Here is a 23,091-nt window from a genome sequence, read left to right as displayed (position 1 = left end):
CTCTTCGTGACTTAGCCTCTTTTACGACGATAAGCGGGCGATATCCTGGGAAGGGAGACTTCCTGCATCGGCATAATAGTAGTGGAAAACTCTTTCATTACGCGACGATAAACATCGCGTTTAAATGACACCACCTGACGAACCGGATACCAGAAACTGACCCAACGCCAGCCATCAAATTCAGGCGTACTGCTGCGCTGCATATTGATATCAGCATCGTTACACATCAGTTGCAGCAAGAACCATTTTTGCTTTTGGCCGATACAAACCGGCTTTGTGTCCCAACGCACCAAACGTTTCGGCAATTTATAACGTAACCAGTTACGGGTTGAAGCCAGAATACGTACATCTTTACGGCCAAGCCCCACTTCCTCAAACAGCTCGCGGTACATGGCCTGCTCAGCGGTTTCACCAGGGTTTATCCCCCCTTGTGGAAACTGCCAGGAGTGCTGGCCGTATCGTCTGGCCCACAATACCTGACCCTGCTTGTCACAAATTACAATACCAACATTCGGGCGGTAGCCATCATCATCGATCACCGGACTACCTCAATCGCTTAAACTCATAGATGTTCTGATTGTTTCATACTACCAACAGGCGGTAAACCACTGGTTAATGCCGATCCGCATGAATAAAAATGGGATAACTCACAGTTATACGCAAAGTTATAAACAGATTTTTGGAATCACCCGCGATTTTATGCACTTTTTCTGTGGATAGGTATGTGAAGAACTTCAGAGTAAGCGGGGTAAAACTCTTCTTAACTTATTTTTAGCGGGAAAATATATCCTTATTAAATCATTTTAAAACAGCATATTACCAATAATAAATGGAGTTATCCCATGCTTAAAAATGAGAGTTATCTCACACCTGAAAGTGATTTGGTGAAAGATCCACCAATGTCGTTTTTATCCACAGCGATCGTCTAAAAGTTGACGCTATCCCGCCAAAAAATGGATAAAACCCAGGCCGTCAAGCCTGTAAATCGAACCAGTGCTCTCATTCAGACAGGGTTATCCAAGAAATCTGTGGATAAGTAGGTGGAAGATCCTGTTCATTGTCGCCTTCAACAGGTGATCAACCTCAGCGGCGATGCACTCAATACGCCAGAAACCTCAAAAAAAACTAAGGCAAATCATGCTATTATTTCATTGATCCACAGGAACAACTTTTTATTCACTGTGCATGACAAAAGCAGTACGAAATTTAATCTATCGAGTGAGCATTGTTTTTTATGTCTATTCCTTTCCCTGCCGCCCGGCCCCCGCTCAATGAACAGGAACTGTTGTTGCGCGCGCAATCGCTGGCGGGTCATACATTGGGTGAACTCGCCGCCCGGGCCGGACTGCCCATCCCTGAGAATCTTAAACGGGAGAAAGGCTGGGTTGGTATGTTGGTTGAGGTGTATCTCGGTGCGGTAGCAGGAAGCAAAGCCGAGCAGGATTTTGCTGACATTGGCATTGAGCTCAAAACAATCCCGGTTGATTCCCGGGGCAGGCCGCTGGAAACCACCTTTGTGTGCGTTGCCCCGTTAACCGGCAACAGCGGCGTGACCTGGGAAAACAGCCACGTGCGCCATAAACTGGCCCGGGTTTTGTGGATACCGGTCGAAGGTGAGCGCCAGATCCCCCTGGCCGGGCGCCACATCGGAGCACCTTTATTATGGCAACCCTCTGAGGAAGAAGATGAGCAACTGCGTCAGGACTGGGAGGAACTGATGGATTTGATCGTGCTGGGTAAAGTCGAAAGCATCACAGCACGCCATGGCGAATATCTGCAAATTCGCCCCAAAGCCGCCAACAGCAAAGCGCTGACGGAAGCGATCGGGGAATTAGGGCAACCCATTTTGACACTGCCGCGCGGCTTCTATTTGAAAAAGCGTTTTACCGCAGCGCTTCTGGCCCGTCATTTTCAGCTTTAACCGATACCATTCCACGCGGTCTGCGGGATAGTTTGCTACGCTAAATATCACTATCTTCGGTACAACAAAAAGGAACGTTAACGATGATGAAAAAAACTTTAATGGCAGCCGGTGCTGCGCTTGTGGTGCTGAGCCTCGCAGGTTGTGCCAGCGACTATGTGATCTCAACCAAAGACGGCAATATGATCCTCACTGATGGTAAACCTAAGCTGGATAAATCTACCGGACTGCTGAGTTACACCGATGAACAAGGTAACGATCGCCAGATCAATAATGACAACGTCAGCCAGGTGATGAAGCGTTAAGCAAAACGCCTCTTAACCCGTTAAAGAGCCAGTTATCAGGACTGGCTCTTTGTTATTTTATCCACCGCCCGCATCGTTCTTCCCGCACACACTGCCACTTCCCCCATCTGCCAGCCTTGTATATAGTCAGTTAAGGCGCTTTTTCTAACAGGCTGACATTCTCAGATATAAAGGAAGACCGGCAATGCAATATCACCGTATACCCCACAGTTCTTTAGAAGTGAGCTTACTGGGACTTGGCACCATGACTTTTGGTGAACAAAACAGCGAAGCCGACGCCCACCAGCAACTCGATTACGCCGTTGCGGCGGGTATCAACCTGATTGATACCGCAGAGATGTATCCCGTTCCGCCGCGTCCTGAAACTCAGGGGCTGACGGAAACCTATATCGGTAGCTGGCTGAAAGCCCGTGGCAATCGTGAAAAGATCGTTCTGGCGAGTAAAGTCTCCGGCCCTTCCCGGGGTAGTGACAACGCCATTCGCCCGGATCAGATGCTGGATCGCAAAAATATCCGCGCGGCACTGGATGCCAGTCTGAAACGTCTGAACACCGATTATCTCGATCTTTATCAAATTCACTGGCCTCAGCGCCAGACCAATTTCTTTGGCAAACTGAGCTATCAGTACACCGAAGAACAGTCTCCGGTGACTTTGCTGGAAACGCTGGAAGCGCTGAATGAACAGGTTCGCGCCGGTAAAATCCGCTATATCGGTGTTTCTAACGAAACGCCGTGGGGCGTGATGCGTTACCTGCAACTGGCTGAGAAACACGATCTGCCGCGTATTGTGTCGATTCAAAACCCGTACAGTTTGCTGAACCGCAGCTTTGAAATCGGTTTATCCGAAATCAGTCAGCACGAAGGGGTTGAACTGCTGGCCTACTCCAGCCTGGCGTTTGGCACACTGAGTGGCAAATACCTTAACGGTGCGAAACCGGCCGGGGCACGTAATACGCTGTTCAGCCGTTTCACCCGTTACTCTTCACCGCAGGCTGAAGCGGCGATTGCCGAATATGTCGCGCTGGCGAAGAAACGTAACCTGGATCCTTCGCAGATGGCGCTGGCCTTTGTGCGCCAGCAACCGTTTGTGGCCAGCACACTGCTGGGCGCAACCACGCTCGAACAGCTGAAGATCAACATCGACAGTCAGGATCTGACGCTCGATGAGGAGATCCTTGCTGATCTGGAAAATATCCACAAACGCTTCACTATTCCTGCGCCGTAAACCCTGGTCGCAGGCAGTAAAAAAGGGCGCTCAGCGCCCTTTTCTTTTTTCACCTGCCCGGTCACGCCAGGCGGCGTTTCTGCATATTCTTCCAGATCCACAACCCGGCTATCGCCAGTGCGAATACCACACCGAATCCGATGCCAATCGCCACCACTGGCGCGCCAACCATCACCACCAGCGAATACAAACCGAGCATCAGCAGCATGGCGGTGTTTTCACCCAGGTTCTGCACTGCAATCGCATTACCGGCACCAACGGAAATTTTACCGCGATGCTGCAAGAGTGCATTCAGCGGCACCACAAAGAAGCCGCCCAGAATCCCCACCACCACCAGCACAATGTAAGCACTCAGCATGCTGGTTTGCAGTGCGAAGACCACCACGGCGATACCGATAGCGACGCCTGCAGGCAGGCAGCGTTTCACGGTATCCAGACGGATTAATTTCGCCGCCGCGCCCGCACCCAACACAATCCCGACCGCCACCATCGCATTCAGCAACGTAGGGGTTTTGTTATCGGTGATGCCCAGCGCCACTGGCACCCACAGCACCAGCAGGAAACGCAGCGTCACGCCCGCGCCCCAGAACAGGCTGGTACCGACCAGCGAGAAGCGGGTTTCGCCATCCTGCCATAATGTTTTGCAGGCAGAGAAAAAAGTCCGGCTCATTTTTGCCGGATTCCATGACTGTCCCGGACGCGCAGGACTCAGCTTCGGAATAAACCAGTTTGCGACCACCGCCGCACCATACGCCAGCACGCAGATACCCAACGCCGCCAGAATGCTCCAGTCAGCCAGCGCGCCACCGGCCACAGAACCCAGCAGAATCGCTGCAATGGTAGAGGCTTCCATCAGGCCATTGGCTTTCACCAACTGTTCACCACTGGCGATCTCGCCCAGAATACCGTATTTGGCTGGCGAATACGCCGCTGCGCCAATACCGACCAATGTATAACCGAGGAACGGATTCAGTCCGGCGCAAATCACCGCCGCGCCTGCCAGTTTGAGCAGGTTGGCGACCATCATCACGCGGCCTTTGGAGAAACTGTCGGCAAACTGCCCGACAAACGGCGCGAGGATAATATAGGTCGCCACAAACGCCATTTGTAAAACAGGCTGACTCCAGTCGGGGTAAAGTTGCTGTTTGATCAGCGCCAGCGCGGCGAACAGCAGCGCATTGTCACCGAAAGCCGACAGGAACTGCGCCACGATCACCGCAATCATACTTTTTGACATCAGCGGCGATGCCGCCTTTACTGGCTGGATCATGCCTCAGTCTCCGGGTTTTCTGCCATCTGACGCAGGGTGACAAAATCGGGTTTACCGCTGCCGAGCAACGGTAACGCTTTAACGACACGAATATCACGCGGCACCGCCAGTTCCGGCAGCCCGAGTTCACGGGCGGCCTTGCTCAGTGCATCACGACGTAATTCAGGATCGGTGGTAAACAGCACCAGGGCCTCGCCTTTGCTGGCATCGCTGCGGGACGTCGCCGCATGCTGTTTATCCGGTGAAGCGCTGATCGCCAGTTGTTCGACGCTTTCCAGCGAGACCATTTCCCCCGCCAGTTTGGCAAAACGTTTCACGCGGCCCCGGATGGTGCAGAAACCTTTTTCATCCAGCGTGACGATATCGCCGGTGTCATACCAGCCCGCCTGCATTTCACCTGCGGCATTTTCAGCCTGCGGTGTTTCCAGCACACCCGGATTTTCAACGCGCAGGTAACCCTTCATGATGTTAGGCCCGCGCAGTTGCAGACGACCGCCCTCTTCAATGCCCGGCACGGTAATCAGACGTGACTCCATGCCCGGCAAAATCTTACCGACGGTATTCACTTTGGTCGCCATCGGTACGTTGATTGCCACTACCGGTGCGCTCTCGGTCACGCCGTAGCCTTCCAGAATGCGGATACCGAATTTGTTCTGCCAGATTTCTTTGGTGCCTTCCGCCAGTTTCTCCGCTCCGGCGACCACATACCGCAACCGTGCAAAATCATACGGATGCGCAAAGCGGGCGTAATTGCCGAGGAACGTTGAGGTGCCAAACAATACGGTACAGTTCTGGTCATACACCAGTTCCGGCACAATGCGGTAATGCAGCGGGCTCGGATACAGGAAAACCCGCGCGCCGGTGATCAGCGGCGTCAGCAATCCGACCGTCAGGCCAAAGGCGTGGAACAGCGGCAGCGACGACATAAACCGGTCGCGCGGCGTGAAGTCAGCAACAGTGCGGATTTGCTCGACGTTAGCCAGCAGGCTGGCGTGCGAATGCACCACACCTTTCGGGTTACCTTCAGAACCGGAGGTGAACAGTACCAGTGCTGCGTCATCGGGCTTTTGCGGCAACATCGCGCGGCGAGGAAAGATCAGATGGAACAGGATCCACAGCTTATCCTGCGTGGTCACCGTGTCTTTCAAATCTTCCAGATAAACCCAGTTCGCCTCAGGTACATTCTCCGGCAGATGCGTCAGCTTGCCTTTTTCAAGGAACTGGCGGGAGGTAATAATGGTGTTGATCTGCGCCGCTTTCATGGCGCTTTGCAACCCTTTTGCACCCGCTGTGTAGTTGAGCAGCGCCGGAATACGGTTACGCATTGACGCGCCAAACAGCGCAGCCGCCATGATCGTCGCATTGGGTAACAGCATCCCCACATGTTCACCTTCGCGGGTAAAACGTTGCAAAATGCGACTCACACCCAGGCATTTTTTCAGCAGGCCCTGATAAGTATCTTCTTTGAATGCGATATCAGCGATGCAGGGTTTGCGACGGCCATAACGGGTTTGTGCGGATAATAATGCCTGATACAAGGTTTCCGGCTTGCGGGTATCCATACGCGACTGCATCATAATTTTATGCAGTTGCTCACCGGCGAGAACACGGCGGTCGCGCGAGCGCGGCGCGTCCGGCATCGCAATGGTGGTCGGCGGTAAGAGGCTGATGGTAATTTTCGGGAACCAGCGGATTTTAAAGCTGCCGAACAAGCGGCCAAACGGCGTGTATTCCGCGCCATCAATGCGCACCGGCATGACGGTCGCCTGTGACTTCGCCGCCACAAAGGCCGCACCGTCGTAAATCTTCATTAAAGAACCGGTAACCGTAATACGCCCTTCCGGAAATACAACCACCGGACGCCCTTTTTCCACTTCGCGGATCAGATGCTTAATCGCCATCGGTTTGGTCGGATCCAGCGGCATAAAATCCACGTACGGTTTCAGCCAGCGCATAAACCAGCTGTCGGTGATGTCGGAATACACCGCAAAGACCGGTTTTATCGGCAGGAAAAGCGCCAGCAGCATGCCATCAATAAACGAGACATGATTCGGCGTGAGGATTAAACGCGGGTAATCATATTTATTGTTCGCCGGGGTCACGCTGACCCTGAACATCAGGCGGAAAAGCCACCTGAAAGTAGCGAAAAGAAAGTGATACATGTTGGCCATCTCCTTATGTGTCATCCCTGATCTTGAAGAAAAGGTTGGGGAAACAGCATACTATAAGCCGCTGAAAAATGACGACAGTCAGAGAGAGTTTAGGAGGGAACTGATCGGCGTGCCGGAGCTGAGGCAAAAAAAAAACCTACGCATCCGCGTAGGTTGGTGCAAATTTAATCGGTATCAACATGCAGAGCACGTTGATGATTCACCAATCAATACCTCTGGGACGTTCAATTTAGCTGGTTTAGGAGAATCACCGCCAGCAGGCAATCGAAACATAATCCCGCAAAATGTAACCAGTGGTGAAAATAGGCCCGATTTATCATAAATCAGGCTAACTGTTTAAAAACCACCTTAAATACTTTGAACCTCGACTAAACAACTCATGGCATTTGGCCCCTGCGTCAGGCGCGACGTACCGATATCCAGCGTCAGCACATTCGGATTCCCCGCCAGCTCCGTTTCCTGCCACTGGCCGCCAAAGCCCGGATCAAACCAGGCGCCGGTGGACATCAGCACCACGCCACGCGTAATGCCGTCGTTAAGCGAAACACCCGCCAGACAACTGCCGCGCGCGTTGTGCACTTTCACCCGGTCGCCGTCCTTAAGCTGACGGCTGAGGGCATCTTCCGGATGCATGAACAGGGTTTCCTTACCGGCGGTTTTGTTCGACTGCGCCAGCGGCGACTGATCAAGCTGGCTGTGCAGACGATCTTTGGGCTGAATGGAAATCAGGTGCAATGGCCACTGTCTGGCACTTTCCGCGCCCAGCCATTCTACCGGCGGCTGCCATTCCGGATGCGGTGCGAAATCTTCATAGCCGTAACCGGCGATGGTTTCGGAGAACAGTTCGATTTTGCCACTGTGTGTCCCCAGCGGATTAGCGCGCGGACTTTTGCGGAATTCCTCGAAGAATACGTAATCTTTTTCCGGTACCGGCAGTTCAACAAAACCGCGCTCCCAGAAGGTTTCAAAATCAGGCCATTCCACACCCGTGCCTTTTTGCGCTTCGCCGCACTGACGGTAAATATGGCGCAGCCACTGATCCTCATTACGCCCCTGAGTGAACTGCTCGCGGTAACCGAGACGGTCGGCAATATCCGCGAAAATATCAAAATCATTGCGCGCCTGATGTTGCGGCGCAACGGCCTGATGCATCGCCAGCACGAAGCGGTCACGCGATGAACCGCCGATATCGTTACGTTCCAGCGATGTTGTCGCAGGCAGCACGATATCGGCCATCTGCGCGGCCGGCGTCCAGACGTTATCCTGCACAATCACGGTATCCGGCTTCTGCCAGCCTTCGACCAGACGGTTAAGCTGCTGATGATGGTGGAACGGATTACCCCCCGCCCAGTGCACCAGATGAATATCGGGATAATGCAGCGTCTCGCCCTGAAATTCATACGGCTGGCCCGGATTGAGCAACATATCGCTGATGCGCGCCACCGGGATCGACAAACCAGACGGATTCGGCCCGGCACTGACGGCAGGCCCCGGCGTGTCATAACGCGGATTACCCACGCTGTTCATCGAGCCGTGACCGAAGGAGAAACCACCGCCCGGCAAACCGACCTGCCCGAGCATGGCAGAGAGGGCGATCATCATCCAGTAAGGCTGCTCGCCACGGTGAGCACGCTGTACGGAGTACGAACAGGTAATAAAGCTGCGCACACCGATCAGGTCATCCGCCAGACGCGCAATACGTTCAGCCGGCACGCCGGTTATAGCGCTCGCCCAGTCAGGCGTTTTGGGTGTGCCGTCCGTGTCGCCGCGCAGATACGCGGCAAGTTGCGGATAACCCACGCAATGGCTGGCAAGGAACGCCTCATCCTGCGCTTCTTTACGCTGAATTTCATACGCAACGGCCATCATCAGCGCCGCATCGGTGTTCGGGCGGATCGGGATCCACTCGGCATTAACGAATTCCGGACAATCGTCGCGCATCGGGCTGATATTGATGACGCGGGTGCCTTTTTTCGCCAGCTGTTCCAGCGCCGGTTTCAGGGTATGTTCCACTGCACCGCCGGAAGCGACCTGCGCATTTTTCAGCGCCAGGCCGCCAAACGCGACCAGAATGTCAGCATGTTCGACCACACTTGGCCATGAAGTAACGCGTCCGGTCAGCGGCGTAAAAGTACCGATAACATACGGCAGGAAAAATTGCGCCGAGCCCCAGCTGTAATTGCCCTGCTGATCAACCCCGCCGCCGCCGGTGAAATAAAAACGACGCACCAGAGAACGGGCGTGGTGTAAACGCCCTGCGGATGACCAGCCATAAGAACCGTTAAAGATACCGGCAGCACCGTAACGGTCGCGCACGCGTTTATTCTCTTCGGCCACCAGATCCAGCGCCAGATCCCAGTCCACTTCGACAAAATCCTCACGGCCACGCAGCGAGCGATCGCTGTTTTCGCGGTGTTTCAGCCACGAACGGCGCACTGCCGGTTTACGGATACGCTTGTCGGAATAAACCAGCGGCGCAATGGAATCCAGCAAAGGGGAAGGATCGGCATCCGCCTGATAAGGTTCACAACGGATCAACCGGCCATCTTCTACCACGGCAGTATACGCGCCCCAGTGGGCCAGTTGCGGATAGCGTTTTATCGACATATTTTCTATTTTTCTCAGCGCAGATAAGTGACTTTAAAAATACCATTCACTGCGCTGATAACTCAAAGCACAAATGTGGATAAACAGAAAAGGGGATGTGCTCCCCATTATTCATCGTTTGAGACGGGATGACCGTTTCAGGCCTGTGGCTGAGCGATCACAGGCGGTAGCCAGCTGTTGTAGCCGAAAGCACGGCGACCGATGACGATCAACATCAATCCTAATATCAGTGCAAAAATCAGAATGATGGCGATAATTTGCAACGGCATAAAGCTGCCTGCCAACGCTGTCACCGCCAGACCGCTAACGGGTACCGAACACATATTCATCAGGCCAATAAGCCCCATGGTTTTCCCCAGATGTTTCTGCGGAATAATCTGGCTGCGTAAGGTGCGCAGGTAGACGCTGAATGCACCATCAAAAGCCATCAGTAATGCGTAACCGGCCAGATACATCGCATAATCGAGTGAAAGCGACATCAGGGCACCTGACAATATCATGCCGCAAAATGACAGGGTCCCCAGCGTGGAAAGCCCAAAACGTTTGGCAATTCGCGGCACAAAGAAAAACGTAATGATGGTGACCAGCGCTGCCGAGGTCTGTAATACCCCGAAGTAACTCTCAGGCAGATGAAACTCTTTGAGGATCACCGCAGCACTCACCACCAGCGCCGCACCGTATACCAGATTCACTACCCAGGTCAGCGCACATAGATGCAGCAGGATTTTATTCTGCTTAAGCACCTGAATCGCCGTAATGTTGGATTGCACAATGGACCGCAGACTCATCTTTTCTGCAATTTCCACGTCATGAGTTTCGAGGAACAGATAGTTAATAGCAGAGACAGCAAACAGCACGGCTGCACAGGCTAAAATCGCCCCGACGCCACCATAAACGGAAATTGCCACTGCCAGCGCCGGGCCGAGAACCTGCGTGGTCTGGTCGACACCCTGTAACATTGAATGGGCTTTCGGCAGAGCCTCTGCGGGGATATGGCGCGGTAACAGCGCCTCAGTGGCGACAAAGTTCAGCACATAGGCCACCGACAGCAGCGCCATCATGACCGCCAGCACCGGGAATGTGGCGCCGGGATGAAAGGTCAGGGTCAGGAAAGCGACCACCATTAACACACAGCGTCCGGCTTCCACGTTAAAGAAGATAAAGCGGGGCTTGATACGGTCAGCCAGAAAACCTGACAGCGGGAAAAACAGAATGCGCGGCAACCACTCAATCACGAATGCCAGCGAGGAAAAGGTGAGAGAACCGGTCGCTTTTAAAATCGCCAGCGGCACGGCAAACAGCAAAAACTGATCGCACAGTGACCCGGCAAAGCGGGAAAAGACGAAACGTTTTAATCCAAAACGATCACTGTTCATATCATTGCTTTCCTTAAAGGAGTTCAGGAGCCACCACAAATGAGGTGGCTCGGGGGATATCAGACCTGACGAAGGGTAAACAGCGATCGGGCGTATTGATCGGCAATCGTTAAGTGCTCGTCAAAACCCTGTTCTGCGGCACGCTGTGGCCAGAAATACTCGATAGAACCTTCACGGGTTTTCCACGACACCAGCTTTTTCGACAGATCCAGCGGCTTAGCGGTAACCTGCATATTCACCACATGCGCCGGCAGGCTGGCGGGCAATGTGATTTTCTCAATCACACCCACGTCGGCTTTAATAAAAGCAACGGCGCTCAGGCCGCGAGGTTTGAGAGTATCCGGCAGCGGTTTAAGTTTGTTCAGATGGCTGAGTACGTGCAGTTCATACGGGTTGATACCGTAGGTTCTTTCCACCAAATCCATTATGGTGTCGCCCCCTGTGCGCGCGCCCACTTCGATGATTTTGATTTCACCGGCAGGCGTAATACGTGCTTCAAAGTGCGCCACCCCGTAACGGATCCCCAGTGCATGACAGGCCCGTTCAGCTATGTCACGCAGTGATTGATTGTCACTGTGCAGCGACGGCATGCTGTGGCCGACTTCAACAAAATTCGGCTCTTCACCCAGATATTTGTCCGTAACTGCTATTGCCCGGTGATAGTCGCCCTGATTGATCACCTCAACGCTGACTTCCTGCCACGCCGGAATATATTCCTCGATCTGGAACAAGTCTTCCGGCGCAAAGGATTCACCATTGAGTGAAATCACATCGGTAACGCAACGGGCGAACACTTCTTCGATTTCCTGTTCGTGAGTGATTTTCAATACACCCAGACTCCCCGCCAGTTCACGCGGTTTAATCACCACTGGCAGACCGAACTCTGCAATCAATGTTTTCAGTTCGTTGAGCGTACGGAACGCAGCGAAGCGAGGCACCGGCAGGCCGGCGGCTTGCAGGATCTGCTTCATCACAAATTTGTCACGGCAGTGGGTGATCGTTTGGCAATCATTTCCGTAAAGCTGGTAATGCTCAGTCAGAAGGCTGGCGGCGCGCACGGTAAAATCATTCATCGGGATAACCGCCGCAGGAGTTTCACCGGTTTCCTGTTGATGGGCCTGTACGGCACGTAGCACAGCCTCTGCATCGGCCACATCTCCCGGTATAAAGCCGTCGAAAAATTTGATTGTCGGCGAGGTGCGATTTTTTGCCATCGTCAGTACCCGCATTCCGCCTGAAGCACGTAAAGCCCCCGCCAGCACACGCTCACGCAAAGCAAACTCACCGCCCAGAATCAAAATATAGGTGTTGTTCATAATAAAACTCCTGCAAGTCAGTAGTGGCCGTTATGCCGGCCATCGGATTAAAGGTCTTTACCAATCGTCCAGCCGCCATCAATAACCAGCGTGGAACCGGTCACAAATCGCGCATCGGAAGAAGTGAGATACATTGCCGCTTTTGCCACATCCTGCGTTTCGCCCAGCACAGGCAGGAACTGACCACGTTGGATCTTCTCCATCTGTGCCGGGTTGTCGTAGTAAGGTTCGGTAAGCGGTGTGCGGATAACGCCGGGCGCAATGGCATTCACCCGGATTCGATGCTTGCCGTATTCCAGCGCCAGCTGTTTCGTCAGGCCGATAACGGCGTGCTTTGATGAGACATAGGCGGTGCGATCAGGCTCGCCCATCAGGCCGGAGACCGAAGCGATATTGACGGCATTGCCCGGCAGGTTATGGCGAACCAGCTGCTGACAGAATGCACGTCCGGCAACAAAACTGGCGGTCACGTTAACGGCAAAAACACGTTCCCACAGTGACAGTGATAATTCATCGATCCGGCAGATTTCACGCGTACCGGCGCAATTTATTAAGACATTGTTATCGCTGGCGTATTCTGCCGCTTCAAATACGCCATTCAGATGCACTGAATCGGTAATATCCAGCTGGTGGTGAACATACTCAGGTTCATTGGCGAAAACGGACGGGGAACAGTCGATACCCTCTACCGCATAGCCGGCGGCCAGATAGGCCGCCACCATCGATTGACCGATACCACTGGATGCGCCCGTGATAAACGCTTTATATTTCAGGCTCATGCCGCTTCCTTCATCGTGCGCTGGAACGTCACCAGAATGATGTCACGCAGTGCCGTCTCCCCCGGCTGGCGACAGCCTATGGGTGTCACCGCATGGTATTTGTCGTGATTTACCACCAGCGTGTCGAATAACGCCTCCAGACGCAGCACCCGCTCAATATTTTTAGGGGTCGGGGCAATCAAATTATCGCCACCCAGCATGTTGGCGGAGGCATGGATCAGGTGAACAAACACCACATCCTCATCATCTTTATGCAGCCAGACAGGCGAGCTGTACGCGGGCGCATCACACTGCGCCTCATAGCGGAATAAATGAATGCCGACGGACAACTCTTCCAGCGGTCCGATACGCTTATAAGCTTCGACAAAAGCGATGTCGTCCTGCAAAATCGTCTGCATCAGGCGGTTAGCAGTAATATTTTCGGGCAGCAAAGGATAATGGCGAACAATACCGCCGGTGTCCGGATTGTATTTTTTAGTTTGCTTATATTCCGTAAATTGACCAAAACTGAGCTCACCCTGCTCATTACGCCGGCATTGCGCATAACCGCGCCAGCGATTCCCAGCAGAATAAGGATCCAGCGTCAGTTTTTCATATGCCAGTTTTAATTGCTCAAGTTCAGAAAGAAAAATATCTTTATTATCGCAATTGATATCAGGCAACGTTTGATAATAACTCCCGGGGATAAATGCATATCCCCCGGCCGCAAGATGATTAACATATTCCATATAAGACTCGTTATTAATTCAGGACAAAGAGATAAGGAACCACCATGATTAATTCGCTCCGGTTATGTCCAATACACCACTTTGCTATTATTGAGTCTGCCAATAAAGCGCCCGGCCGTAAGACGGCTTCCCTGACTGACGCTGCTGACACCGTGCAGATGACAGGCGTTCATGAAGTAAATATCCCCGGCATTCAGTCGCACTGAGAGGGATTCCACGCCCTGCAACTGGTGCGGAGGATAGGGATAACCGGTGTCCGTCACGCCAAAGCGGGCGCGGCAAGGCTCATCCGGATCGAGATTCCACATTTTCAATTCGCCACCGCCCTGCGCCGCTTCCAGGCACACATTAAACGCAGTCACCGTCATGGCATCGGCAATTTCAAAATCATCCTGTTGCGCAAACTTAAGCTGGGCGCGGTCTTCATGCGGCATCAGCGACATGACACCGTTATCCAGCCAGCGACGGAACGTGGCAAAACAGGCGTAAGAATTCTTATAACGCGCCGGACCAAAATGGATCCCTTCGTCAAGGAATAAATCTTCCAGCGTACGGTTGAGGAACAGGGATTCGGTGGCATAACTGTCCGCGACGGACATCAGTTCTGCAACACTGGCGTTTACCCGGTTCACTTCCGCCATATAGTTTTCACCGTTACGTGAAAACTGCGTGGCGCCAATCTGATTGGTCAGAACAAAACCGTCATCGGCGCGGTTTCCGCCACCGTTGCGATTCACCATCTGATTAAACTTTTCTGCTACATCCTGGCAGATTTCTTTATCCGCAAAATTACGGATAATATACAGAACATTACCCTGATGATGACCGTGCAGAATAATATTTTTGATAATGCTGAAATCTACATTATCAGGCTCTGTTTCTAAATAACTAAAACCTTTTTTTACTGAACCGGACAATACCATCTTTTGCTGTTTTTCAGCCAATAACTCACTCATGACGTTCCTGCCAAAGAATATTAAAATGATAATCGTAAAAAAAATGCGTTATTAAATTAACTTGGGTAAAATAAGATGTCAGATAAATAAAGGCGAATACAGCATTCCCCCCTGAGACCATAAATTATTATCCCGACGTTCCTGATTAAGCTCTGAGTATTTACCTAAATTACGCTGGAATATTTCACCGTAATTTCCGATCTGATGAATGATCGCGCGGATAAAATCCGGACGCAGCCCCAGATTTTTACAATGCTGCTCTGACGGGTAAAGGAAAGTGCGCAGGTAACCCGTCGCCTCCTGACTCATCTCAAGAATGTTTTTGCTGGTGACCTGTAAGTTTTCCGCTTCTATCAGCGTACGCATGATCCAGGTCACTGCTTTCAGCCACTGCGTGTCATGCGAGGACACGGCCGGTGACATGGCTTCCAGCGAGATACGATCCTGCAAGATAATATGCGCTTCTTTATCTTTCAGCTGAGCACGTTCGCCGGCCAGCAAATAGGAATCGAGACAGTAGATATTGCATTCGCCTAGCTGATAAGCCTGACGGGCCTGAGTCGGCGAATCAAACAGTCGGATCTCGCAAGAGAGATTTAAATTTCCAAAGTAACGCTTCAGATTCTCTTCGGTGGTGGATCCCCGCATGGCCGCTATCCGGCGCTCGCGGGTATACTTTACCTGTTCAACGGGTTCGAGCAAATTACCCGCCGGCGTCATCAGCACTTCGCCATCAAACAGCATCGGATGAACAAAACTGACTTCTGACTCGGTTTCACGCTGGAAAGTTATGCTGGAATTAAATGACCCCAGGTCAATCACTCCGTCACGCAGCGCCCGAAACCGGTCACCGGACTGCAATGGCATATAATGAATTTTTCCGACATCACCTAACACCGCCACTGCTACCGCCCGGGCTAAATCAATGTCGAACCCTTCCCAGCAATTGTGTAATACATTGCGAAACGACAATCCTTTAAAACCCAGACTAACGCCAACATTCAGCACATCGTGCTGGCGGATCCGTTCAATAACCGTTTGGTTCAACATAGCTAACCTGTTAATTAAATTGATTATTATGACTAATTCTCACCAGAGGTTGCCTCTGTTGAACATCATACGGCTTGATGATAATTTGGATAGATATTCCAGAAACAAAAGAGCTATGCGTGAAAAGCACAAATGAGTTAGCCGAACTCCTTCCCAGTTTGTCCGTTTTTATTCAGGTGGTTGAAAAAGGAAGTTTTTCTTCAGCAGGACGGGAGACTTCGCTGGCCCCCTCTTCTGTGAGCCGGATGATTGACCGTCTGGAGAAACGCCTCAATGTGGTGTTATTTACCCGCTCGACCCGCTCTGTCGCCATAACCGAGATCGGACTGGAAATTTACCAGCAGGCGCTGACGGTACTGTCCGCTACGCAGACACTTTTCTCCCGGGCGGATAGCTTCAGCGATACCCCTCAGGGTGTTTTGCGTATCACCGCGCCAAACACACTCGGTAAGATTCTGCTCACCCCTTTTCTGCCCGCATTTTTACGCCGCTATCCGGAAATAAACGTCGAGCTTTCGCTGACCGATCGCGTCACTAATTTGACGCAGGACGCCTACGATCTGGCACTGCGCGTAACCGAAAGTCCACCGGAGAATATGGTAGCCCGTGCCCTGATGCCTATCGATTATGTATTGGTTTGTGCTGCGGATTACGACGAAGTACTGCCCGATTTCCCGGCTGCACTCACCAAACACAACATTTTTTTCCCCGATGAACGGCAATTTCGCGGTGCCTGGCGTTTTTGGCACAATGATATAGTGGAGACTGTGACGCTGGTTCCACGGTTGATGATCAATAACAGCGACGCCATGATTGATGCCATCTTGCAGGGTGTCGGCATTGCGCTGATCCCCACTTTCATCGCCAACCGATATATCGCTAATGGTAAATTGCATCGCGTGTTGCCTGAATGGCGAGTGGAGAATCCCCTGCCGCGTAACACCTACGCAATCACCCTTCCCAATAAACTGCTGCCACTTAAAACAAGAGTGTTTATCGATGATTTTATGCAGTGGATTAAGGAGGAAGGAAGGGTGTAGTCAGAATGAAACCAGATTGACGTTTACGCCGGAAATCGTTTCCCAGCAAAATCGCTCTCCCCGCCGCCGCCTGCGCAGGGGAGGCGCAAAACCTTCAGGTATTTTTCCCGTTACATCCCGCTTACATCCTAAAGTTGCGATCAGCATCCTTGCAGCCAGCGGTCTTTTCCGCAAAACTGGTCCGTGTAAACGATTACCCTCACGGAAACAGAAGTGTTATGGCAACGATTAAGGATGTAGCAAAACTGGCAGGCGTATCGGTTGCGACCGTATCACGCGTGATTAACCATTCCCCGAAAGCCAGCGACAGCTCGCGGGAAGCCGTACAGAACGCCATGCAACATCTGCAATATCATCCCAATGCCAACGCCCGTGCCCTCGCCCAGCAGGCGACCGAAACACTGGGGCTGATCGTGGCTGATGTATCCGATCCCTTTTTCGGTGCGATGGTGAAAGCGGTTGAACAAGTCGCCTATGCCACCGGTAATTTTCTGCTGATTGGTAACGGTTATCACAACGTTGAAAAAGAGCGTCAGGCCATTGAGCAATTGATCCGCCACCGCTGTGCGGCATTAGTCGTGCATGCCAAAATGCTCCCGCAAGATGAGCTGACCAGCCTGATGCAGCAAATCCCCGGAATGGTGCTGATTAACCGCACGTTACCGGGCTTCGAACAGCGCTGTATTGCACTCGATGACCGCTACGGTTCCTGGCTGGCGACGCGTCATCTGATCCAGGCCGGGCATCAGCGCATCGCGATTTTGTGTTCTAACCATGGCATTTCCGATGCCAGCGACCGCCTTCAGGGCTATATCGACGCCCTTAACGAACACAACATCCCGGTTGATGACAAGCTGATTGCATACGCCGAACCCGATGAAATCGGAGGCGAAAAAGCCATGGCGGACTTATTAGGATTGGGCAAAGGTTTTACGGCAGTGACCTGCTACAACGACCCGATGGCCGCCGGTGCATTATCAGTCTTAAGCGATAACAGTATTGATGTACCGGGCGAAATTTCGCTGATTGGCTTTGATGATGTGCTGATTTCTCGCTACCTGCGCCCGCGTCTGACCACCGTACGTTATCCGGTCGTGGCCATGGCAAGTCAGGCAGCGCAACTGGCATTAGCGCTGGCAAATGGTCAGCCGTTACCGGAAACCACTCACATGTTCAGCCCGACGCTGGTGCGGCGTCACTCGGTGAGCAGCCCGGCCAACAGCTAAAGAAGTTGATGAAAAAGATGCACCGGCTTATCCGGATAATCCAGGGCATCGCCGATGTATTTCCAGCCAAAACGTTCGTAATAACCGGTGAAGTCGGCATACAGATATAACTCCCCGAAGCCGCTGCGGCGGCTCTGTTCCAGCACAAACTGCTGTAACTGCTGCCCCAGTCCGCGCGAGCGGAAATGCTTATCCACGTATAACGCCGCCAGCCACGGGGTAAGATCCTGACGACTGATTAAATCGCAGCGCCATAACCCCACGGTGCCTGCCAGTCTACCTTCATCGAGTGCAATAAAAGTTTGCGGTAAGTCCGCGCCGGACAGGCTGCTTCGCACCACGCTGGCAAAAAATTCGCGGCTATTTTCGCTGCCAAACGCCCGCCAAAGCCAGTCTGTCACCGCGTCCTGAAATTCAGGACGTTCACTCAGATTAATAATCTTCATGGTGTTCAGACCAGCTTTCCCTGAAAAATCGGTACAGATTCAAACAGATACCCGTCAAACTCCGGCGCATCAACATCTGACAATTCCATCAGTGTATTTTTTACATTTTCCATATGCTGCCACATCGCCTGGTACGAGCCCATGACGTCGCGGCGTCGCAGGGCAGCCAAAATATTCTGATGATCAGCCAGCCATTTCAGGCGGTAACCCCGGGTAGCAATATGGCTGTGTAACTGTTTCCACAGCGGACTGGAATCCCGGTGCATCCAGATATTTTTCACCGAATCGAGCAGCATCTGGTTTTGTGTCGCACCGGCAATCAGCAGGTGGAACAACTTGTCGTTGTCACCGCTTTCATCGTTAGCCACGATAGCGGTTTGTTCCTGCTCAAGCGTGCGACGCAGATTTTCGATATCCGCTTTGGTCGCCATTTTGGCGGCAAACGCGGCAATATTACTTTCGAGCAACTGCCGCGCCTGTAAGATTTCAAAGGGCCCGATCTGCCCCTGATACATCAGCTCGTCTTCCCCTTCTTCCTGAGAAGGAATGCGGATCACATACACGCCGGAACCCTGACGGATATCGACTGTGCCCTCAAGTTCCAGCATCAGTAAGGCTTCACGCACTATCGTCCGGCTGACGCCGTAGTTTTCCGCCATATTGCGTTCGGGCGGCAGGCGGGATCCCACGGCAAAATGCCCTTGCTTGATTTGCTCACGCAGGTCGTGCCCGATTTCCTGATACTGCTTTTTGTCCTGCGAAACCACACCTTTTTCCACACAATCACCCTGATACACGAAACAAGAAAGACCGGATGTTACTGTATCAGAGATAGTGCCTGATCCAGCACTTTTGCACCGTTTAACGTGCCGTAAGCCACCATGTCGATCACTGCGATCGGAATACCGTGTTCATCGGTCAGCTTTTTATTCTCCGTCAGCTTAAAACGCACCTGCGGCCCGAGCAGCACGGCGACGATATCGCGTCCATACGCCTCAAGCTCATCGCGCAGATTGTTTTCCGGGATCGCGTAGATCTGATATTCCATACCCCGGGCAGCGGCTTCTTTTTCCATTTTGGTGACCACCAGTGACGTGGACATTCCTGCCGAACAAGCTAAAACAATTCGTTTCATGGTATTTCCTTAGGTTATTTTTCCTGGTCATCCAGCGTTAAAGACAACACACCACTTTCACTGAGCGATTTAAACCAGTGAGATGATTTCTTCTGACGGCGATCACGGTTGTTCTCCAGATCAATCTCGATCAGTCCGTAACGGTTTTTAAAGGCGTTCATTGGCGAAACATTATCGGTAAAGGCCCAGAGCATATATCCCTGACAATTGGCGCCGTCCTCCCGCGCTTTTAACGTCCAGTAAAGATGCCCGGCAATAAATTCAATACGATAGTCGTCCTGAATTTCCCCGCTGATGGCATCGCGGAACTGATCTTCATTTTCGATACCCATGCCGTTTTCCGCCACAAACCACGCAATATTTCCGTATTCGGTTTTAATGCGCATCGCCATGTCATAAATAATTTTCGGGTATATTTCCCAGCCACGCGATTTATTCATCCGGCGACCGGGTAATTCAAAGTGTTCGTAGTAATACGCCGGATGGAATGGCGTGTTTTTATTCCATTCGCGGGAAGGTGCTTTCACCCGGTGCGGGTAATAGAGATTAATACCCACTTCATCCACAGTATTGTTCCGAATAACGGCCAGTTCCTCTGCGGAATAATCAAAATGCACGCCATGCTTTTGCAGTAATTCCAACAGCTCCTGCGGATATTCGCCGTTAATCATCGGATCTAAAAATACGCGGTTATAGAATAAATCGTATAAATGTGCCGCCTGCTGATCATGTGCTGCTGTCGAGCGGGCGTAAGTCACTTCCGGATTTAAAATGACCCCCACCGTGCCCGAGGCGTTATAGCCTTTACGGTAGAACAGTTCGACAACGCTGGCGGTCGCCAGCACTTTGTGATGATTCCACTGCATCCATTTGGCGGTATTTTGTTCAAACGGCCAGCGAATTGCATCCAGATAGATACGGGTTTGTACCACCACCGGTTCGTTGAAGGTAAACCAGCGACTGACTTTTCCGGCATAGCGCTCAAAAACTTTTTCTGCGTACAACACAAATAATTCGACAACTTTTTTCGAACTCCAGCCGTCGTATTTCTCGATCAGAAACGCCGGTAATTCATAGTGTTCCAGGCACAGCATCGGTTCGATGCCGTGACGTTTCATTTCATCGAGCAGGTCGTCAATATATGCGGCATACTCTTCATCGACGGTACCCAGTTCGTAATCTGTCAGAAAGCGTGACCAGTTGACGGACGTGCGGTAGTGGCTCAGTCCGCTGGCTTTCATCAGCGCCACATCTTCCTGATAACGATTGATAAAATCGGTGGCTTTCGCCGGACCGTAGCCGTTGTGCCAGACGTGGCGATTATTTTTGTACCAGAGATCCAGATACGAATCCTGCCCGTCTTTTTTGCCGCTCCAGCCTTCGGTCTGCCATGCAGAGGCTGCTGCACCGAGAATAAATCCCTCGGGAATGGCGATTGAAACCTGACTCATAACGTTCCTCTTTGTCCGAATAGTTTTACGCCGTGGCGGCCTGTTTTTGGCTCTGCTGCGCGGCTTCCAGCTGCGCCTGATCGGCACGACGCGCGGCCACTTTCACGAACGGCAGATAGATCAGTACCGCCACCAGAATGCAGCCAATTTGGGTGATCACCGCCCCCATCGACCCGGCAGTCGACAACCAGGCATTGATCACCGGCGGTGTGGTCCACGGCACCATCACCACCGCACGTCCGGCGAATCCGAGGCTGGTGGCAAAGTAGCCGATGGTGCCGGTAATCAGCGGCGTGATGATGAACGGAATGGCGAGGATCGGGTTGAGCATGATCGGCATACCAAAAATTACCGGCTCATTGATGTTAAAGAAGCTTGGCCCAAGCGACAGTTTGGCAATTTCGCGCATTTCTTTACGGCGGGTAGCAATCATCACCGCCAGCAGCAGACCGATAGTGCACCCTGAACCACCGATACTCATATAGACATCCCAGAACGGCATGGTGATGATGTTCGGCACTTCATGGCCCTGCTCAAATGCGGTCATGTTAACCATGATGGCGCCGAGCAACAGCGGTTCACGGATCGGTTTAATCATCTGGTTGCCGTGAATACCAATCACCCAGAACAGCTGCGCGACAAACATCAGCAGCAAAATACCCGGCAGGCTTTGCATTACCGATTCCAGAGGACGCTGGATCACCTGATACACCGCGTCGTACAAATACATGCCGGTAACGCGATGGAAAACAAAGCCGAAGGTGGCAACGAGAACCACGGTAATAATGGCAGGGATCAGAGCCGAGAAGGATGCCGACACATTGGGTGGCACGCTCTCCGGCATTTTTATGCGCAGGCTGTTAACCCGCTCCAGACGGGAATAAATCTCAACCGACAAAATGGCAATAAACATGCCGAGGAACAGACTTTTCGTATCGGAGAATTGTTTTGCCAGCACATCTTTCACTTCCTGCATCTGGCCGTTAACCATCATATCGACAGTGGTTGGCGTAACGGCGATAAAACAAATCACCGCCAGCAGGCCGGGAAATAACGAACGCGAACCGTTAATTTTTCCCAGTTCAATACCAATTAAAAACACCGCGCCAATGGTCAGAAAACTCAGCGTGGCATAGTTAATACTGCTCATGATGGGTTTGAGTGTTGCCAGCCAGGAGAACATTTCAAAATGTGCTAGTCCGTTTTTCGGATCCATCACCATGTTTGAAATTAAAACTGAGAATGCCCCCACAATAATGACGGGCATTAACGTGATAAAAGACGCCTTAATAGCCATGATGTATCTGAAGCTATTAAAGGTATTGGCGAACCCCCCCAGCGAATCGATAAAGCGATCTTTCAATGACATGACAGCACCTCATTTTCTTTTTTCTATACTTCACAGGTGTTGGTTTCGTCTTCACCTTTTACATGGCATGAGGAATAAAGGTGTCGTACGAAGCAGGGTCAGAGTCCGGTTCTGTATATCATCCTGTCGGCCATATTTCGGGATTACTTACGTAATGTGGCATGCCAAAAAATAGCGTAATACGAATTAATTTCTGTGACAGCGTTCTCACATGTGAATATTGGAATTCCAATATCATGAATTCACACTCATCTGGTATACCAATTTGGAGTTTTCGATGGAATTCGATCTGGAACAAACAGTAATGGAATTATTGATCAACGCCGGCGAAGCACGATCTAACGCCATGATGGCCATTCAGCACGCACGTAAAAAAGAATGGGCGCAGGCCGATGCGATGCTGAAAGCCTCTGACGATGCGGCCCGTGTCGCGCATAAAGTGCAGACACAACTGATTAGCCTGGATGAAGGCGTAGGCAAAATTCCGGTGAATTTAATCATGGTGCATTCGCAGGATCATCTGATGACCGCCATGCTGTGCCGTGATCTGGCAGAAGAGATCGTGTTACTGAGAAAAGAGATGTTTGATAAGTAAGCTCCCTGCTTTGCGAAGAAGTAAAAGCAACGCGATTGGCTCCCTCTCCTGCGAAGGGGAGGGGTGGGGTATTAAGGTCAAAAACTAAATTCAAAGTGTGCTTTAACTCATTGCTTTGTATTTAA

The 23,091-nt window shown here is 51.8% G+C and carries 22 protein-coding genes; 7 read left to right on the top strand and 15 right to left on the bottom strand.

All coding sequences use genetic code 11. The annotated features are described in order from the left end of the window. Positions 1-11 precede the first annotated feature (11 nt). On the bottom strand, positions 12-539 hold the full coding sequence (rppH, locus tag ETV65_RS20615; protein WP_129954948.1) for an RNA pyrophosphohydrolase: 528 nt from the start codon (positions 537-539) through the stop codon (positions 12-14). A gap of 695 nt (positions 540-1,234) precedes the next feature. Between rppH and mutH the strand changes: the two genes are divergently transcribed. The 3 genes from mutH (at position 1,235) to ETV65_RS20600 (ending at position 3,451) form a co-directional block, all read left to right on the top strand. After that, positions 1,235-1,921: a DNA mismatch repair endonuclease MutH gene (gene mutH, locus ETV65_RS20610; RefSeq protein WP_129954947.1), complete on the top strand. Its 687-nt coding sequence runs from the start codon at positions 1,235-1,237 to the stop codon at positions 1,919-1,921. Between the two features lie 86 nt (positions 1,922-2,007). Next, on the top strand, positions 2,008-2,226 hold the full coding sequence (locus tag ETV65_RS20605) for a YgdI/YgdR family lipoprotein (RefSeq protein ID WP_015689428.1): 219 nt from the start codon (positions 2,008-2,010) through the stop codon (positions 2,224-2,226). 184 nt (positions 2,227-2,410) lie between these two features. Then, positions 2,411-3,451 (top strand): NADP(H)-dependent aldo-keto reductase, encoded by a 1,041-nt coding sequence (locus ETV65_RS20600; protein WP_129954946.1) that lies wholly within the window; start codon positions 2,411-2,413, stop codon positions 3,449-3,451. Between the two features lie 61 nt (positions 3,452-3,512). Here ETV65_RS20600 and lplT read toward each other — a convergent pair whose 3' ends face one another. Both lplT and aas read right to left on the bottom strand, forming a co-directional pair. Beyond that, positions 3,513-4,721 (bottom strand): lysophospholipid transporter LplT, encoded by a 1,209-nt coding sequence (gene lplT / locus ETV65_RS20595; RefSeq protein ID WP_129954945.1) that lies wholly within the window; start codon positions 4,719-4,721, stop codon positions 3,513-3,515. Next, positions 4,718-6,883 carry a bifunctional acyl-ACP--phospholipid O-acyltransferase/long-chain-fatty-acid--ACP ligase gene (gene aas / locus ETV65_RS20590; RefSeq protein WP_129954944.1) on the bottom strand — a complete coding sequence of 722 codons (2,166 nt, stop codon included), beginning with the start codon at positions 6,881-6,883 and terminating at the stop codon, positions 4,718-4,720. Before aas ends, lplT begins: the two co-directional genes overlap by 4 nt. Here aas and ETV65_RS20585 point away from each other — a divergent pair. Continuing rightward, entirely contained in the window at positions 6,882-7,214 is a 333-nt protein-coding gene (locus ETV65_RS20585; protein ID WP_129954943.1) for a hypothetical protein, read from the top strand. The two genes, aas and ETV65_RS20585, sit on opposite strands and share 2 nt — an antisense overlap. Before the next feature lie 26 nt (positions 7,215-7,240). Here ETV65_RS20585 and ETV65_RS20580 read toward each other — a convergent pair whose 3' ends face one another. The 7 genes from ETV65_RS20580 to ETV65_RS20550 form a co-directional block, all read right to left on the bottom strand. Continuing rightward, positions 7,241-9,499: a molybdopterin guanine dinucleotide-containing S/N-oxide reductase gene (locus ETV65_RS20580; RefSeq protein ID WP_129954942.1), complete on the bottom strand. Its 2,259-nt coding sequence runs from the start codon at positions 9,497-9,499 to the stop codon at positions 7,241-7,243. Positions 9,500-9,636: 137 nt separating this feature from the next. Further along, the gene (locus ETV65_RS20575; RefSeq protein WP_129954941.1) at positions 9,637-10,875 is read right to left on the bottom strand and encodes an MFS transporter; all 1,239 of its coding nucleotides are present in this window, start codon (positions 10,873-10,875) and stop codon (positions 9,637-9,639) included. A 59-nt stretch (positions 10,876-10,934) separates the two neighbouring features. Next, positions 10,935-12,191 carry an ATP-grasp domain-containing protein gene (locus ETV65_RS20570; RefSeq protein WP_129954940.1) on the bottom strand — a complete coding sequence of 419 codons (1,257 nt, stop codon included), beginning with the start codon at positions 12,189-12,191 and terminating at the stop codon, positions 10,935-10,937. Between the two features lie 47 nt (positions 12,192-12,238). Continuing rightward, complete coding sequence (locus ETV65_RS20565) at positions 12,239-12,970, bottom strand: SDR family oxidoreductase (RefSeq protein WP_129954939.1); 732 nt, start codon at positions 12,968-12,970, stop codon at positions 12,239-12,241. Continuing rightward, complete coding sequence (hilB, locus tag ETV65_RS20560) at positions 12,967-13,698, bottom strand: 3(1)-hydroxy-L-isoleucine 4-dioxygenase HilB (protein WP_129954938.1); 732 nt, start codon at positions 13,696-13,698, stop codon at positions 12,967-12,969. Before hilB ends, ETV65_RS20565 begins: the two co-directional genes overlap by 4 nt. Positions 13,699-13,760: 62 nt before the next feature. Then, entirely contained in the window at positions 13,761-14,654 is an 894-nt protein-coding gene (hilA, locus tag ETV65_RS20555) for an L-isoleucine 3(1)-dioxygenase (RefSeq protein WP_129954937.1), read from the bottom strand. Between the two features lie 78 nt (positions 14,655-14,732). Next, positions 14,733-15,704, bottom strand: a complete 972-nt coding sequence (locus tag ETV65_RS20550; protein ID WP_129954936.1) for a transporter substrate-binding domain-containing protein — start codon at positions 15,702-15,704, stop codon at positions 14,733-14,735. Between the two features lie 119 nt (positions 15,705-15,823). Between ETV65_RS20550 and ETV65_RS20545 the strand changes: the two genes are divergently transcribed. Together ETV65_RS20545 and galR are read left to right on the top strand one after the other, a co-directional pair. Next, positions 15,824-16,744 (top strand): LysR family transcriptional regulator, encoded by a 921-nt coding sequence (locus ETV65_RS20545; RefSeq protein WP_129954935.1) that lies wholly within the window; start codon positions 15,824-15,826, stop codon positions 16,742-16,744. A gap of 218 nt (positions 16,745-16,962) precedes the next feature. Continuing rightward, complete coding sequence (galR, locus tag ETV65_RS20540; RefSeq protein WP_129954934.1) at positions 16,963-17,970, top strand: HTH-type transcriptional regulator GalR; 1,008 nt, start codon at positions 16,963-16,965, stop codon at positions 17,968-17,970. Here galR and ETV65_RS20535 read toward each other — a convergent pair. The 5 genes from ETV65_RS20535 to ETV65_RS20515 are packed head-to-tail and all read right to left on the bottom strand — an operon-like array spanning position 17,967 to position 22,371. After that, entirely contained in the window at positions 17,967-18,416 is a 450-nt protein-coding gene (locus tag ETV65_RS20535) for a GNAT family N-acetyltransferase (protein ID WP_129954933.1), read from the bottom strand. The two genes, galR and ETV65_RS20535, sit on opposite strands and share 4 nt — an antisense overlap. 5 nt (positions 18,417-18,421) lie before the next feature. Further along, on the bottom strand, positions 18,422-19,195 hold the full coding sequence (locus ETV65_RS20530) for an FCD domain-containing protein (RefSeq protein ID WP_129954932.1): 774 nt from the start codon (positions 19,193-19,195) through the stop codon (positions 18,422-18,424). A 38-nt stretch (positions 19,196-19,233) separates the two neighbouring features. Next, the gene (locus ETV65_RS20525) at positions 19,234-19,551 is read right to left on the bottom strand and encodes a PTS sugar transporter subunit IIB (protein WP_129954931.1); all 318 of its coding nucleotides are present in this window, start codon (positions 19,549-19,551) and stop codon (positions 19,234-19,236) included. A 14-nt stretch (positions 19,552-19,565) separates the two neighbouring features. Further along, positions 19,566-21,002, bottom strand: a complete 1,437-nt coding sequence (locus ETV65_RS20520) for a glycoside hydrolase family 1 protein (protein WP_129954930.1) — start codon at positions 21,000-21,002, stop codon at positions 19,566-19,568. Between the two features lie 25 nt (positions 21,003-21,027). Further along, on the bottom strand, positions 21,028-22,371 hold the full coding sequence (locus tag ETV65_RS20515; protein WP_129954929.1) for a PTS transporter subunit EIIC: 1,344 nt from the start codon (positions 22,369-22,371) through the stop codon (positions 21,028-21,030). 277 nt (positions 22,372-22,648) lie between these two features. Here ETV65_RS20515 and ETV65_RS20510 point away from each other — a divergent pair, with 277 nt between their 5' ends. Next, a complete protein-coding gene (locus tag ETV65_RS20510) occupies positions 22,649-22,966 on the top strand; it encodes a PTS lactose/cellobiose transporter subunit IIA (RefSeq protein WP_129954928.1) in 318 nt (105 codons plus the stop codon). Positions 22,967-23,091: the final 125 nt, after the last annotated feature.

This window comes from Rahnella sp. RFA10(1/100) (assembly GCF_004195115.1).
Classification (GTDB): Bacteria; Pseudomonadota; Gammaproteobacteria; order Enterobacterales; family Enterobacteriaceae; genus Rahnella; species Rahnella perminowiae.
This window is presented reverse-complemented; position numbering and strand designations above follow the sequence as displayed.